This window comes from Brytella acorum, assembly GCF_029309905.1.
GTDB classification, from domain to species: domain Bacteria; phylum Pseudomonadota; class Alphaproteobacteria; order Acetobacterales; family Acetobacteraceae; genus Brytella; species Brytella acorum.
Genome location: NZ_JARBJP010000022.1, coordinates 1 through 14470 on the forward strand (window position 1 = coordinate 1; position 14470 = coordinate 14470).

At 53.0% G+C, this 14470-nt stretch carries 10 protein-coding genes and 2 pseudogenes; 2 read left to right on the top strand and 10 right to left on the bottom strand.

Annotated elements, in window-relative coordinates:
- Window positions 1-106, top strand: a pseudogene (locus tag PWM43_RS14945) (IS66 family transposase); the annotation flags it as partial.
- A 42-nt stretch (window positions 107-148) separates the two neighbouring features.
- On the opposite strand, the gene PWM43_RS14950 reads toward PWM43_RS14945, so the two are convergent.
- Both PWM43_RS14950 and PWM43_RS14955 read right to left on the bottom strand, forming a co-directional pair.
- Window positions 149-979, bottom strand: a complete 831-nt coding sequence (locus PWM43_RS14950; protein ID WP_289843276.1) for an IS5 family transposase — start codon at window positions 977-979, stop codon at window positions 149-151.
- Between the two features lie 163 nt (window positions 980-1142).
- Complete coding sequence (locus PWM43_RS14955; RefSeq protein WP_289843277.1) at window positions 1143-1943, bottom strand: glycosyltransferase family 2 protein; 801 nt, start codon at window positions 1941-1943, stop codon at window positions 1143-1145.
- Between the two features lie 853 nt (window positions 1944-2796).
- Between PWM43_RS14955 and PWM43_RS14960 the strand changes: the two are divergent.
- Window positions 2797-2938 (top strand): annotated as a pseudogene (locus PWM43_RS14960) (transposase); the annotation flags it as partial.
- 51 nt (window positions 2939-2989) lie between these two features.
- On the opposite strand, the gene PWM43_RS14965 reads toward PWM43_RS14960, so the two are convergent.
- From PWM43_RS14965 to PWM43_RS15000, 8 genes are all read right to left on the bottom strand, one after another.
- The gene (locus PWM43_RS14965) at window positions 2990-5923 is read right to left on the bottom strand and encodes a glycosyltransferase (protein ID WP_289843278.1); all 2934 of its coding nucleotides are present in this window, start codon (window positions 5921-5923) and stop codon (window positions 2990-2992) included.
- Window positions 5920-6705 (bottom strand): glycosyltransferase family 2 protein, encoded by a 786-nt coding sequence (locus PWM43_RS14970; RefSeq protein WP_289843279.1) that lies wholly within the window; start codon window positions 6703-6705, stop codon window positions 5920-5922. The genes PWM43_RS14965 and PWM43_RS14970 overlap by 4 nt, the downstream gene beginning before the upstream one ends.
- On the bottom strand, window positions 6698-8554 hold the full coding sequence (locus PWM43_RS14975; RefSeq protein WP_289843280.1) for a CgeB family protein: 1857 nt from the start codon (window positions 8552-8554) through the stop codon (window positions 6698-6700). Before PWM43_RS14975 ends, PWM43_RS14970 begins: the two co-directional genes overlap by 8 nt.
- 488 nt (window positions 8555-9042) lie before the next feature.
- Complete coding sequence (locus tag PWM43_RS14980) at window positions 9043-10077, bottom strand: ParB/RepB/Spo0J family partition protein (protein ID WP_289843281.1); 1035 nt, start codon at window positions 10075-10077, stop codon at window positions 9043-9045.
- A gap of 35 nt (window positions 10078-10112) precedes the next feature.
- Window positions 10113-11312, bottom strand: a complete 1200-nt coding sequence (locus PWM43_RS14985; RefSeq protein ID WP_289843282.1) for an AAA family ATPase — start codon at window positions 11310-11312, stop codon at window positions 10113-10115.
- 169 nt (window positions 11313-11481) lie between these two features.
- A complete protein-coding gene (locus PWM43_RS14990) occupies window positions 11482-12585 on the bottom strand; it encodes a site-specific integrase (RefSeq protein ID WP_289843283.1) in 1104 nt (367 codons plus the stop codon).
- Window positions 12575-13087, bottom strand: a complete 513-nt coding sequence (locus tag PWM43_RS14995) for a hypothetical protein (RefSeq protein ID WP_289843284.1) — start codon at window positions 13085-13087, stop codon at window positions 12575-12577. The genes PWM43_RS14990 and PWM43_RS14995 overlap by 11 nt, the downstream gene beginning before the upstream one ends.
- A gap of 129 nt (window positions 13088-13216) precedes the next feature.
- The gene (locus PWM43_RS15000) at window positions 13217-14104 is read right to left on the bottom strand and encodes a hypothetical protein (protein WP_289843285.1); all 888 of its coding nucleotides are present in this window, start codon (window positions 14102-14104) and stop codon (window positions 13217-13219) included.
- Between the last annotated feature and the right edge of the window lie 366 nt (window positions 14105-14470).

Below are 14470 nucleotides of genomic sequence, written 5' to 3' on the forward strand. Positions count from 1 at the left end.
CGTCGCCATCGACAATAACGCCGCCGAACGCGCGATGCGCCCGGTCTGCATCGGCAGGAAGAATTATCTCTTTGCCGGCTCCGACGCCGGCAGAGACAACATCGCCGCCCCCCCAAAAACATCTGTTCCATCGGCCTTAAAGCCTGAATCAGAAAGCGGTTTGATTGATTTTCCGCAGAACTCTGCGGATATGGGCGATCATCAACCATGCGCAGGATGACGATATTGTTGCCTCGACATCCTTCGTGAGGCGGCGGCAGCGTCCGAGCCATGCAAAGCTGCGCTCCACGATCCAGCGTTTGGGCAGGACGACGAAGCCTTCGGCCCGATCGCTGCGCTTGACGATCTCGACCGTCCATCGGCCGAGTTCAGCCAGCGCACCACGCAACTTCTCGCCGGCATACCCTCCGTCCCCGATCAGATGGCGAAGCCAGGGGAACAATGAGCGTATCCTGGCCGCTACCCGCAGCGCGCCGTCACGATCCTGAACATCGGCGGGATGCACGACAGCCGCCACGACATGACCCAGCGTATCGGTCGCGATATGCCGCTTGCGTCCCTTGATCTTCTTGCCCGCGTCATAACCGCTTGGGCCGCCGTTTTCAGCGGTTTTAGCCGACTGGCTGTCGATGATGCCCACCGAAGGCGTGGCATCTCGCCCGTCCTGCTCGCGCGACAGGATCACGAGAATATGGTTCATGGCTTCCCATCGTCCCTCGCGGATCCAACGGTAGAAATAGCCCTGCACGGTCGTGAAGGCGGGAAAGTGACGCGGCAATTGCCGCCACTGGCAGCCCGTGGTGACGATATAGAGGATCGCCTCCATGACGCGGCGTAAATCCGTACGTCGGGGTCTCCCCAGTCGTTTCCTCTCGGGCATCAGCGGCGCAATCAGCGCCCACTCCGCATCACGCAGGTCGCTTGTATACTCCAGGTCGTCCCGGCGATACCGCGCTCGGGTGATTTCAGTCCAGGCCATCTTGATCTCATCAGGTTCTCGCAAAACCCATGAATCATAACCTGCTGAAATCACTCAACTCATTTCCGGTCAGGCTCTTAGAAAATGGGCGCATAAAGGTCAGTACCTATAACCGTTGATAGAAGTCGTGAGCCTAAAAATAAACAAATTTTATGGATTACGGTCAAAAATTCCTAAATCTTTCAGGAATCAATCCAACGGGTCCGCTTGAATTTGATTCGAGAATATCAACGATATCACATACATCTAAGTCGCAACTTATCCTGTTGCTTAATATATTCTCATAATTGTGAATAAAATCGTCGTTTGATATTCTCTGGTGAGCTCCGGAGTTATTTTCAATGGAGTTTTTGCTCCAGGAAATATTTCTGGTAATCTCTAGGCGATTTAGGCAATTATTAAAATCTGATTTTTTTAAATGAATCAACCATACATTTTTATCAAGTATAGAAGGCGCATTGCAATCATGGAATCCGGCGCTCCATCGGGTCGAAATTCTTGTTATTAATGGCTTAGACTCCCAAGAAGTTATATAACCATAACGCCGCTGCCGGAAAATAGGAATTGAAAAGTCCATTTCCCCTTCTGATTTTATATCCTGCATTAGATCAACACCGACAGCTCTTATGATGCCCTCAGGATTATGAAAAATATACTCCTTTAGAGAGCTGTACATAAGATTGTTTGCCGTTAGTATCTCATCGCAATCTGTATAAATTACTGAATCGAATTCATATAGCAGAGAAGATTGAAAATCGCTAATCATATTTGCTCTTTTCTCATCATCAAATTCACCCCTAGGTATTCTTATAACATTACCGGGTATGTTATAAGTGCTCCCATCTGTGCTCCCATTATCGAGGATGAATAAATTTTCGAATCCGAATTGCATCCCATAATAAGAGCACCAAAAATTTATAAAGAACTTTTCATTATATACCATAGTTATTACTGCGGTCTTCATGTGTATTCCCTCGGAGATCAGAGTTTAAGAAAACATCAAGAGGTAGGTGATATATTTTTGTTTATATCAATGCGCAATCGTTATTTTGTTGAGTTCTCTACAAATAATCAAGGCTTTATGCTCCAGGTGAGTTAGGTTGGGATCAAAAAAGCCACTAACTGATAGTCGGCTGTCTGATTTCAGAAAAAATTATGACCTATCGAATGGTATTCGCTCTGATTTTATATGTATTTTTCTGCATTTGTTCTATATTTTATCACGGAAACACTTTAGAACTTAATATTTACATTATAAAATTTATTCGTATATTCGATTGTTATAGCGTTTTACTGAATCTTGATAGTTTGATGAACTGCGCCATCTATGATTTCTGATTCGTAAAAATATTTTGAGGCGGGATCAAATGATTGACTTTCGATTGTCGGTTTTCTCGATATGCATGGGGCATGCAGCTGAAACGCAGCTTTCTCGCCAGACCATTGAAACAAAACCCTGTCTCTCCATCCTTAGGAAAATACGTTCCTACAGGTTAGCTTCTAGCTGTCGGTATTGTGCCGCTGTGGAGCCACCTTAGTGTAGCATGCAAGATCTCGCCAACCATTGGAATGTAAGTTGTATTTAGCAGAATCGCATCAAAGCGGTCAAACAGGCATTCGACGAGACCGACTGCCGTACTCCTCGAACAATGTAACCATTTTAAGGTGGAATTCGATCGGACGAGATATGGACGGATGAAATCCGGTGGCTTTACGGAAGATTAGGTCATACAAACGGCTATTTTCTTTGATCTATACCAGACAATCGCGTAGAGGGTGTTATGTACTTTCGTGCGTGATTGGTTCAGTAATGCTGAATGACGCAAGTTCGGAAGCCGTATCCCTCTGACGTATCAGACGAAGAATGGTCATTGGTTATCCCGTATTCTGGTTCTGATGCGAGAGGGCGCGGAACAGCGGCGACATGATCTGCGCGAACTGTTCAACGGGAGGAAATACAAAATATCGAAGCGTCAAAATCATATCTAAAATTCTTAAAAACTATACTTCCTATGATAGAATAGCTGTTAAATTTTTGCAATACATGTTAAAATTATTTTCTTTATTTAGTCGGCATAATAAACCCTGCCTGAGTTTCACCCATAAGTCGTGATTATCGTACGATGAAATTATATTATAATAAAAGCTACGCTCTTCTCCAGTTTTGGACTGAATGATCTCCTCTCCTGGCAGCCAACCTACCTGATCGCAAAGAATATCTGATGCTATAATAGGCACGCCAGCAGCTGCCGCTTCATAAAGTTTATAGGGGATACCCGCCGCGTAGCGCGTAGGAGCTACAAAAAAACGCGCGTTATCGTAAAGCGCGGAAAGGTCGTCAACCTCCCCGCGATAGATTATTCGCGGTGTCTGAGGGAAAGCCGAGAAAGTTACATCTGGACCAAGATGTCCCGCAATAACCAATCGCACATTGTCCGGAAGCGTCTTTTCCAACATGGGCCATAGGACCGTTGCGAGCCATACGACGGCGTCGTAATTTGGCGAATTACGATCGTGGATTGCTCCGACAAAAAGAAGGTCAGATCGCTCTGCCCACGGCTTGGGTGTTGGTCTGGGTGACTGGACATGACCCAGTACCGAGACATCCGTGAAGCCGTAATTCGTCAGCAGATCGGCATCGTGACGGCTCACCGCCACAATTTTCGTCGCGATCAGTAGGCACTCGAACTCTCCGTGAAGGCGCTCGGAAAGAGTCGGTCGCTTGTCTTCGGGCATGCCAATGAGACGGTCGTACTGCTCCTCGCGAACCGCACTCACCGCTTCTGTATCGGCGACAATCCTAGCCAACGGCATAAGATGCGAAATCTTCTCAATGATCGGAACCAGACGCCGGACATTCTGCGTCCGACAAATCCAAATTGTATCGTAAAATCCGGAACGTTGAGAAAAAAAAGTTTCTAGATCATTGATATCACGATCCCATATGATCTCCACGGAATCCGGGAAGGCATTGTAAAGCCTCGTACTAGAGACAACGGGTTTGAAAATAGGAAAAATAGTGACTTCATGTCCCATTTCGGACATCGTCGTAACGATATCATGCGAGCGTGAAAAACCGGAACCATAGCTTTTCAAGGGAATTCGATCTTCAATAAACAAAATTCGCTTGGATGTACTATTTTTAACGGAGCGCGCTATGACGACGTTAAACTTAGATTTGACGAATTTTTTCGAGAGAAAATCTGCATGTCTAGAATTGAAAATTGTTCTATTACGATTAATGTATCCTGTTCCCTCCTTGATACTCGAAGAGCCGTATTCGTAATGGACGGCCATTATTGACGGGTCGTAAATGACTTCGTAACCGGACTTCCAAATTTTTACGCAATAATCAGTTTCTTCATAATAGGCGGGTATATACGCTTCATCAAAGCCGCCAAGATTTCTGAATAATTCGGTTCTCGTAAATAGAGCGGCTCCAGAACAGAAATCAACGCGCCGGACAAAATTGGCCTCCGGAATATCTGGGCTGGCCCCGCGCATATAGCCCGCGACGCTCCCGTCACGATAGATGATAGCCCCGGCTTCCTGCAGCAAGCCGTTGCTACGGACCATCTTTCCGCCAATAGCCCCGACCTTCGAATCACGCCGGAGACGTTCTATTGCAACCTGGATGCTGCCTAATTGAATTTCCGTATCATTGTTTAAAAAAAGCAGAAACGGTGCCTGTGCATGCCGCGCGGCCTCGTTGCATGCGCGAATGAAGGCTACGTTTCCACCAAAGCGCAGCAGAGTCGCGCCATTGACATAGTGGTCAATATGACAGGTCTCATCATACGATCCGCTGTCGACAATGATAAGCTGTATATCTCTTCTATGAGACGACCGTAGAGCCGTCAGCGCATTCAGTGTCATATCGAAATTGTTGTGTAATACAAGAACGACACTGATGTCGGGTTGTGTGCATGAGAAGTCCAACCTTGAACGGGCGACATTGATGGCCAAAGCAGCACTTTTCTTCTCGAAAGAAAATTTCGTCGTTGCTTCTTCCTGTTCCAAAAGCTTTCCAACGTCTGGAACGATTCCATCAAACTGGCACCAGGCGATAAACACGTCCGGGACGCGGCCGTTCAAAAAGAGCCTCTGGACGTAGGGATGGTGATAAAAGCGCTCCAGATCGATATCGGCACGCGGCCTGCGACGCTCCCGAATGCCATAGAGCAGGAAATGTTCGTATCCGCTGATGAACTGTCCGGACGCCACGGGCGGCACAAGATCCGGGTTTGACTCGATATAAAAGCGTTCTGAAAAATATCGAGAGGGGTCAAACGTGTTGTTGTTTATATTTGATAGATACTGGTGTAGAAGAGAATGCCATAAACCCTTTTTGACTTCCAGACAAATCTCCGGGTAGGTCGCGGCGTACCAGTCTCTGTCAAAATAGAGGCTATCAAAAACGTTCTTGGGGTGGAAAAGGTAATGACGGAAGGGGGATTTAATTTCAGTTTCAGTCGCCGACTTGATGTATTTCAGCGGATCAAAAAACCACGAGCCGTTCCGAAATTCTTCATCACCGCATTGAATGTAATGGTCATATCCATTGCGAAACTCGATCTCATTCGCCAGTAAACGCGCAACATCCATGTTTTCACGAAGATAATATTCCTCGCAAAATAGCCAGTGCGGGTTGCGGTCCTTGTACCCTGCTCTTCGATAGTGATCGAAACCAGAGACAAATTGTCCCTGCTTAATCGCGTGGCGAACGTCCGCATAACGTCGGACATAATAGGTTTCGTCGAAATAGGGATTGGGTTGATATCCGCATGTCCCAGCGAGCAAAAGAACGTCATCGAAAGAGAGAGGCGCCTCGGACCCGAAAAGTTCACGGATCTCGGAGTAGCTTTCTGTCATCCAGGAAAGATCAAAGTGATCCCAGGCGCTGTGCCGCCCAGCCACTGATTCGTCCCGCAAAAACTTTCTCATTTCTGTTCTTCAAACTTCGGAGGCGCGGGATGACGATATCTCATGATAATCTCAAGGTCGTGATGAGACTTATACGCTTCGGTGGCTGTTCTGGAAACACCATGGACGCGGTAGCGACAGAGAATTTCGGGCAAAAACACCATGTCAACACCGTGATCAATGAATTTCAACCAGAAATCATAGTCTTCCCACCCCTCCTCGATATGGGAGAAGCCGCCGACTTCTGCCCAGGCAGACTTCTTCATCATCGCCATGATATCGACGTAGTTGTTCTGGTACATGCGCTCGATATCCCACAAATCGGCGCTTCCGATCTGACTACGGTCACCGAACTCGACGATCTGGGAATAGACGCCCTGTGCGCCGGCTCTTTGCAGACAGGCATGCAACTTCGCGATAGCAGTTGGCATGACTGTATTATCGGCATCCATGATGAAGATGGTTTCAGCGGGACAATGTTCAATGGCGGTATTGCGTGATGCCGAGGGTCCCTGATTGATGACATTCTGAAGCAACAAGGTGAAAATAAAGCGATCTTTGTGTTCGGACATCCAGTCATAAATCTTGGACGGCGAATCATCCTTGCACGAATTGTCATCAATGACGACGAGACTCAATGTTGCGTGGGTCTGTCCGGCAATCGAGTCCAAGCACTCTATCACATAGTCTGCGTAATTATAATTCGTGACGATGACGGAAACATGTCGTTCATCGGGAGCTACGGTCTTCTCGGCATGACTGAAGAGGATTTTCGGCGTCGGTTTCCAGGCTTTATCAAGCATTTTCTGAGCGTTCCTTCCAGACCCGGCCTATAAAACTGGAAATATCATTGCATTTCGATGTCTTGAGAGCCTTGTCCCTGAAAATAGTCAGGCAGGCTTTCTGAACATCCTGCATTTTTTTCTGCCCGTCCGCTGTGTCGAGAAGCCAGGAAATGAGATGAGGCATGTGTCTCGGTGTTTCTGCGAGAAAGTGGACCCCTTCCTGGTAGAGGGGTGTTGGCAGACATTCTTCCGTAACGACAACGGCGCCCCGGGCCGCGCCTTGTTTGATGATGCGATGCCACTCGAAATAAGGATCATCATTGCGGTGGATGTTGAGGCAGATCTTACTGTTTTCGGCCACATAAAACGGCATGCGCCCCAGGATTTCGTTGACGCCTTCCATAAGAATGGGACCATGTGGCCTGCGGTAGTAAAGAAAACATTCGCGTTCGGCAAAGAAATCAGCATTGCGTGAGAAAAACTTCTCGCGCTTTGCTGAGGCATTGCCAAAAAAGCTGACGTCGATAGCGCGCTCGGCAATCGACCGCAAAGCGGCTTTCGCGGTATCCTTTTTCGCACTGTCGGGCAGGACACGGAAAAAGGCGTGAGTGCGGTCCTTGTCGAGAATTTTTGTCGCGCCGCAACCCGGAACAGGGTCAAAATGGAAGGTGGGTATGCCTATGGAATCAAAAAGGTCGATATTCTGATAGAGGAAGTCAATGACGCCGGCGGACATCAACAAATATATAAGACCCCTAGTAAACCATGGCGTCTGGGACTGCTCTGTGTTGAGCATGAGTGAGGAGCGGAGTATTTCCTCTTTTTCCCAATGTTTGCTTCCGGACAGAAAGAAAAATTCGTGGGGGGCGCAGAAAATACACAGGTCCGGTTTCGCGCTGAGGGGGGTGGCTTCCGTTTTGAGCGAGGCGTCGAAGTCACACCCTTTCAGGAAATCGAGAAGGTCCTCGGCGATTTCCTTGATAAAGCAGTTGCCTTGCGTGTGATAAAAGACGCCGATTGACCTTGGCACCGGCTGATCTTTGTCCCATTGCGGTGCTGATTGATATTTGGGCGTCGTGCTGGATTTCTGGCCGAGAATTTTCGCAATCTCCAATTTGGAGATGATATTGCGACCTTCGGGGATGCCATAAAGAAGCGCGTGCTGATGAGGCAGAAGTTCAGAGTTTTTAACATCGGCATTCAGGGACAAGTAGTCCGCGCCGGAAAAAAGAGGAAAATTCAGTAGTCTCCGGGAGGCCTCTGTCAAGGTCTCATAGCTGAAAGAGTCGAGAAGGCCTTTATCAAAGAAATCGAGGGCGAGATTATTCCTTATATAATGAAGAATGGGCTCTTCGCCATTTTTTAGGTCTTTACCGAAGACTCTAATATATTTATTATTTTGATATTTCCGACATGGATTTCTGTGTAACTCATGAATTCCGTATTTCACGTAGTGCACAAGGAGCGGAATATCGAGATTCTTCAGGTCCGGATTGTGTTGAAGATAATAGTCTTCATCAAAGAGTTCATGGTGTAAAATCAGATTGTACAGATAAATTTCTTTGGGAGTCAGAAGAGCTTCGGGTGCACCCTTCTGATAAAGATTCCGCGCGACAAGATCAAAAAATGGATGACCATCGATTTCTTCAAGGTGGAAATCCAAAATATACTGGTCAGGGTGAAATCCAGGATATGGATGCCGCGCATCTTCGTTGTGACCGTAATTGATATAATGCAAAACCGGGTCGGTTCCGCTTAGGAAAACATCCGTGTTCTCTGCGAGATACGCTTTTTCGTCGAATAGGCCCGATTTCTTGATTTGAGCATAGAGCTTGTCCGGATCCGAGAGCAAGTGAGGGCCTTTCATAAAACTCATATTCTACTGAAAATAAGAAATTCAATCACAAAAAAGATATGAAGTCGACTGCTTATGTTGGAATAAACAGGTTCCTGGGTAATCCTGTCGTTATAAGAGGTCTTTTTCTTTAAAAAATTTTGGCGCGGTGCGATGTGCGTCGGGCACGCACCAATGAGGAAGATGGCCTCACGGATGCGACGTGGCTGTTGGGATTAGCTGGGCGCAGTTCAGGCTTCCAAGAGTGGCAGGAGACAGTGCGAGTGCCGCGGCGGTTGAGTTGTCGTGTTCCTTCAGGGGTGAGTATGTCGCACGGTGTCATGGGGCGCGGTCCGCGTGCGCGATGAGGCGGAAATGAACGGTTTCGACAGGCGTGGAGGGGCGGCAGGAGGCCGGGTCCCAGAAGAGGGTGGGCATCCTGACTTTCCCCGGGGAAAGTTTTTAACCATTGGGGCCCTGTATGGCCTGGCTGCGGGAAAACTTTCCCCGGGGAAAGTTTATCACGTGAGGGCATGGCCCGCCGCGTCCAGCGCCGCCAGGATGTCGCGAAAGGCCGAAACCAGTTCTTCATGACCGGCGCCGGATCCGGCATGCAGGCGTATGGTCGCCCCTTGGCGGCCGACGGACTGGACAGTCAGCGCCGGCCGACCGGAGCGGGAAGCAAAGATCAGAGCGTCGGACGCCTGCCCGTCCCTATCCTTACGTGGATGGGCGGCCGCCATCAGACGACGCAGGACCTCGGCCGCCGGAAGAGTCGGTGTGCCTTGGGCCCGCGCCTCGGCCTGCAATGTAGAGAGCCGCTGCGCTTCCTCCGCCATGCGACTGGCGGCGGAGGGATCATCAAGAGCGCGGACCAGAGCGTAGGCCGGCTTGAGAGGTATCTCGTCCCAGGAGCCGAAAGCGTCCAGAAAATCGTCGGGGATCCGGGCGACCTGCAACATCTTCGAAAGCCAGCTTTCCGAGACGTGCAGCCTCTCCGCCATGCGCCGCTGCTTGCCGCCATAATACTGTTCCAGAGCAGAGGCGTAGTTGCGCGCGCGCTCGATGTCCGAGATGTCCCGCCGGGCACGATTTTCGATGTCGGCCAGCCGGAAGGCGGCCTCGTTGTCCAGGGTCGCGACCTGAGCCACGAACTGCATGTCGGGGTAAGAATGCGCGCGTAGCCAGCTGATCGCCCAGTGGCGGCGGGTTCCTGCGATGACCTCGTAATCATGATCGTCATCGTCCGTGACGCGCCGGACGATCGCAGGGACTTTCTGTCCTCCTTCTGCAAGAAACGAATCAATGAGATCGCGGCAGTTGGCCTCGGTCAGTTGCTGGTAGCGCCGGGCATTGCCTGGCCAGATCCGCACGCGGGCGGGATCCAGCAGAAACTGGGTGACCTGCCGCACTTCGCCGGACTGCACGCGGGCCAGCGCGGATTCTCGCTGCAGAAGCGTTGAAGAGCGTCCCCGCTCGGCGGCGGGCCTGTCGGTCTCCTGCCCTTCATCATCATTCAGGAGGTCAGCCAGATAGGTGCTCTGTTTACGCGGCATAAAGCTCGTCTCACATCAAGAGAAGCAAAAGACGTTCAGACATGCGTCTGCAGGACGTCCTCTTCGCGGGCCGGTGTGACGCGGCCCCAATGCTGTCGCACCAGTTGTTCAATCTGGCCCAGCGATTCATCGAGATTGGCGCGACACCGCTTATGCGTTTTCGTGCTTCCGATCGGTCGCGCAAGTTCATAAATTGTCATCATGCGCAGGGCGGCATGGCTGATCTCAGCCGATTCAAGAATGGGTACCGGCAAGAGCGCCGGACCGAAAGTCTGCTCCATGATCGCGCGGATCATGGTGTGCGAGGGATCGTTGCTGTCGAATTTCGAGCAGATGAGCCTGACGAAACTGTAGTCCAAGGTGATGCCGACCCCTTCAAGCTGCCGTAGAACCTGATCCGTCATCGAAAGAAACTGGATTGTGGAGCAGAAATCCGGCGTCGTCGCGGCCAGCGGGACCAGCAGGGCATTGGCCGCCTGCATGACCGCGAGAGAGATCGTGCCCAGGGCGGGCGGAGGATCCAGCAACACGACGTCGTAATCGCAGGCGAGGGCCGCCAGCCCCTGCTTCAGCTTGTGAAAGCGTGCGGCCAGAACGGACTGGCCATCACTGCCGCCGGCTGCGAGCTCATATTCGATATCGAAGAGTTCCAGATTGGAAGGGATCAGGTCAACATTGGGCCACGGGGTTTTCTTGATGGCATAGGACAGATCCGTTTGCGTCGGGTCTATCGAAAGATAGGCATAAAGAGTGTCGTCCCGGGTGACGTTGAACTGGGGGTTGAAGCCGAAAAGGGTTGTTGTCGTGGCCTGGCTGTCGCAATCGACCACCAGGACACGGTATCCCTGCATGGCAAAGTAATGGGCAAGATGGGTTGTAACGGTTGATTTTCCCACGCCGCCCTTGAAGTTCTGCACCGCGATAATGGCCGGGACATCCTCGGGAGAACGCTGTGGTGAGGCCCCCAGGATCTGGCGCATATGCAGCATGTCTTCAAGCGTGTAGCCAAGACGCCTTCCGGTGTCCGAGGCCGGCGGAGAAGGCAGGCGCCCGTCCTCTTCGGCCATCCGGATGCGGTTGGTCGAACATCCCAAAAGCCGGGCCGCATCGGCAATGCCGATGCGCACGCTCAGGCTCTTGCCGCTGTCTGGCAAAAAAGCCTTGCGCCGGAGACGCTCGATCATGCGTTCACCCGCTTCGGCAAGATCACCAATCTGACTGACGATTGAACTCATTGCACGCTTTCTTGACGGAGATGAACCATATAATCGCCAATGGTTCATCATATCGTTCAATAATGCAACAACCGTCATGCGCCTGTTTGCGGATGAGCGCCGTGGCTTTCACGTGGCGCGCGTCCGGGAGACGCCACCAGGCGGCATGACCGGCAGCGAGACTGTCTCCTCAGGCCCCGGCAGGCGGATCGTTGTTACGCCTGAGCATGGCCTGATTGTAGCCATGGGCCACGCTCATGTCGCGAACGGGGTAGAGATCATAGGCCAGCGGGGAATGGCCCGAATGGCCTAGGCGGCGTCCCAGATGCTCCTCGCGGATGTCTGTCCGCGAGGCCATGAGGGAGCGCATGATGTTGGAGGAACAGGGGGCGCCGCAGAGCTTTCCCAGCTTGAGGCGCAGGATCCGCCGGAGACTTTCCTGGGAGAGAGGTCCTGCCCGGTGATTCAGCCAGAGCGTTCCGGGATCCGCCCTCCCGTTCAGCAGAACGGGACGCGCCTTGTGCAGATACTGTCCCACGATCCGCGCGGCTTCACCAACGAGCAGGCCCCGCACCGGAGATCCCGCCTTGCGGATGCTCGCAGGAATAAACACGGTCAGCCCGTCCGCGTCCGGAGTGGGCAGAACGTCCTCGACCCTCAGACTCACAATCTCATGGCCACGCGGCGCCAGTTCGAGACTGCAGGTGATGATGGCGGCGTCGCGATAGCTGATGGCGCTGTGGACATCGTGATCGTAGCCATCCGGCAAGGCGAAAGCCAGATCGGAGGCGATCTGCTCGTAGACAGGCCTTGGAAGGACACGCGCGGAGTGATCGCGCCGGCAGGCCTCGCGGCGCATGTTTTTGTAAGCATGCTCCAGCCATGGCGCCTGAAGGTCGAAAATGCGCCAGGCGACCATATGATTGGCCCGACAGAAGATGACCCGTGTCATCGATCCGGGCCGGAAGACATCGCTGGTGAGAATGTCGGTCACGACGTCTTGCGAAAAAAGGTCTGGTATCCGGATCGGAACGGTCGGCATTCGTTCCCGGACGATCGCGATCAGTCGAAGGGTCTGATGGAGATAGAGACATGCGGTGGCCGGCTTCCACAGACCGGTGGCGCGCGGTCGTCGCTGATAGCGTGGCTTGCTGGCATGATCGGGGCGCAGGAAGACTTCCGAGCGTTTGTGCCGCCAGATCGCGGCCATCTCCGGCGGCAGATGGGCAACGGCCTTCTCTTCTTTCTGGCGGTAACGGCGGTCCGTGTCGCCTGCGGTGATGTCACGCGCCATGGGAGAGCACCTCCGCAGGAAGGAAGGGATACAGACGGCGCGTTACGGTCCGCATCTCCTTGAGATCGAGAAGGGTCCGGATGTGTCGTTTCGCATCGGGGTGAGCCTGGAGCAGACGGATCGTGCAAAGGTCCCGCAGCCGTGACAACGTGATATGCGGGTAGCCGAACGCGGCCAGGATTTTTGAAAACCGTGCCGTGACAGCCCGCTGGAGCTGGCTTCCTCCGGTGGCGGACGGGAAAAGCGGTCTGAGAGGCGCCTTGCGCGCGCGCCGCAGTTCCGCACGACGCTGCAAAAGCGCCTCCGTCTCCGGCATCAGGCGGGGTCGGCAATCTTGCTCATGGCGTCGTGCCAGACCGCTGAACGTGCCGTCCTCGCATAAATCCAGGGAGGTCAGATCTCCGGGCCGCAGCAGCAATTCCAGTTCCAGCATGAGGGCTGCGGCCGTATCCGCCAGGGCGAGGGCGCGTCGTCCATGTTTGGCCGCACAGGCCGCCGCCATGATTGTTTCGGGCAGGAATTGTAAATCGACCAGAATGTTCCGGCTCAGGAGCTGATGGAGCAGGCGGCCATTCTCGTCGGTGATGGCTGCCGACAGAAACTGGGACTGCTGAATCCGCGCAAACTCCGCCTACGCGCTGTCCGCTCCCAGAAATCTCACCGCGAAGAAACGATAGGCGACAAGGCCGTCACGGACATGCTGTCGCGGATTTCCTGTCCCGCCCAGCATCTGTTCGAGCCAGAAACGCTGGATCTCGACGTCGAGCAGTTCGCGCAGGGAGATGTCCCGGCCGGCACGGCCGGCCTGGTAGGCCAGGTCAGCCGCCCGTTCGAGCTGGGCTGCGTGTCTGTCCGCGGTCCGCTTGGACACGGGTCGTCGGGGATCGCAGGGTACGGTCCTGGGATTGGTGGCGGCGGAACACACAGCCTCGATATCGGCCGCAAGCCTCGAAAACGTGCCGGAGGGTGGCCGTTTCGAGCGCTGGCTTCGGGGTTTTGAGCGGATATCACCCGAAACGGGCAGGCTGGATGACAGGATGTCATGGGCCCGCGCATGCAGCAGCGCGCGTCGCGCGGCCAGAGACCGGGTATGAGCGGATTTCCGCGTTCCGGGATTGCCCAGCAGATGGGCTTCCATGGCCGCAAGCTTCGCCTCGGTCGCGGGGAAGGGAGGCAGTCCCGCATCCAGGCTCCGCCGGACATAGTCCGTGAGCGATTTTTTCTGATCCGGCGCCAGACCTGCGATCCGTTGGCGGAACTCCCATTGTGTCGCGAACGACCAGCCCATTCCCTCGAGGAGCTCGGGCCGCATCCGGGACCGGGCCGCCCGATGACGTCCCATGGCTGGTTTCGCACACAGGCGCACGTAAGGCTTTAGCTTTGTCTCGTCAAAACCCTCCGGTTCAGGATTTGTTTCATCGAGACCGCGTCCCGCCGGATCGGGTCCGGGGACAGGCCGCCGCCCGTTCGGGGGCGTTTGGGGAGAGAGGGTCCGAAGGGCAGGGGGATGGTCGATCATCCCCTCTTCCTTCCCGTTCAGGTCAAACAGATCTCTTTGGCCGCGCAAAGCGGCCACGTGTACACGTCTCATCGTTCCTGCCTTATCGGCAGTCTGCAAGGCAGAGCTACAGACTGCACGACTGTGTGGCGCCACCCAGCGATCATGGCGCGCGGATTTCGGAAAAATGAGGACGCAGACCCGAAGCCGTAGAGCCTCACGCGTGTGATCGTGCACGCATGACACCCGATTGCATCCCAAATTGACCGAGGCAGTGACCTGTCGGTAATTTCCTCCCTAGAGCACGTCCACTTTATTCCGGCTCATATCCAGCGGCTGTAAAGAAGTTGGCGCATTCGTCAGGAGTGAAAGCATCCAGGACTGATC

Bases quoted from the DNA above. Each gene is read 5' to 3' on its own strand.
- PWM43_RS14970 (WP_289843279.1), bottom strand. From the start codon at position 6,705: ATGCTTGATAAAGCCTGGAAACCGACGCCGAAAATCCTCTTCAGTCAT.
- PWM43_RS14975 (WP_289843280.1), bottom strand. From the start codon at position 8,554: ATGAAAGGCCCTCACTTGCTCTCGGATCCGGACAAGCTCTATGCTCAA.
- PWM43_RS14990 (WP_289843283.1), bottom strand. From the start codon at position 12,585: ATGGCGCGTGACATCACCGCAGGCGACACGGACCGCCGTTACCGCCAG.
- PWM43_RS14950 (WP_289843276.1), bottom strand. From the start codon at position 979: ATGGCCTGGACTGAAATCACCCGAGCGCGGTATCGCCGGGACGACCTG.
- PWM43_RS14965 (WP_289843278.1), bottom strand. From the start codon at position 5,923: ATGAGAAAGTTTTTGCGGGACGAATCAGTGGCTGGGCGGCACAGCGCC.
- PWM43_RS14985 (WP_289843282.1), bottom strand. From the start codon at position 11,312: ATGAGTTCAATCGTCAGTCAGATTGGTGATCTTGCCGAAGCGGGTGAA.
- PWM43_RS14955 (WP_289843277.1), bottom strand. From the start codon at position 1,943: ATGAAGACCGCAGTAATAACTATGGTATATAATGAAAAGTTCTTTATA.
- PWM43_RS14995 (WP_289843284.1), bottom strand. From the start codon at position 13,087: ATGGCGGCGGCCTGTGCGGCCAAACATGGACGACGCGCCCTCGCCCTG.
- PWM43_RS14980 (WP_289843281.1), bottom strand. From the start codon at position 10,077: ATGCCGCGTAAACAGAGCACCTATCTGGCTGACCTCCTGAATGATGAT.
- PWM43_RS15000 (WP_289843285.1), bottom strand. From the start codon at position 14,104: ATGATCGACCATCCCCCTGCCCTTCGGACCCTCTCTCCCCAAACGCCC.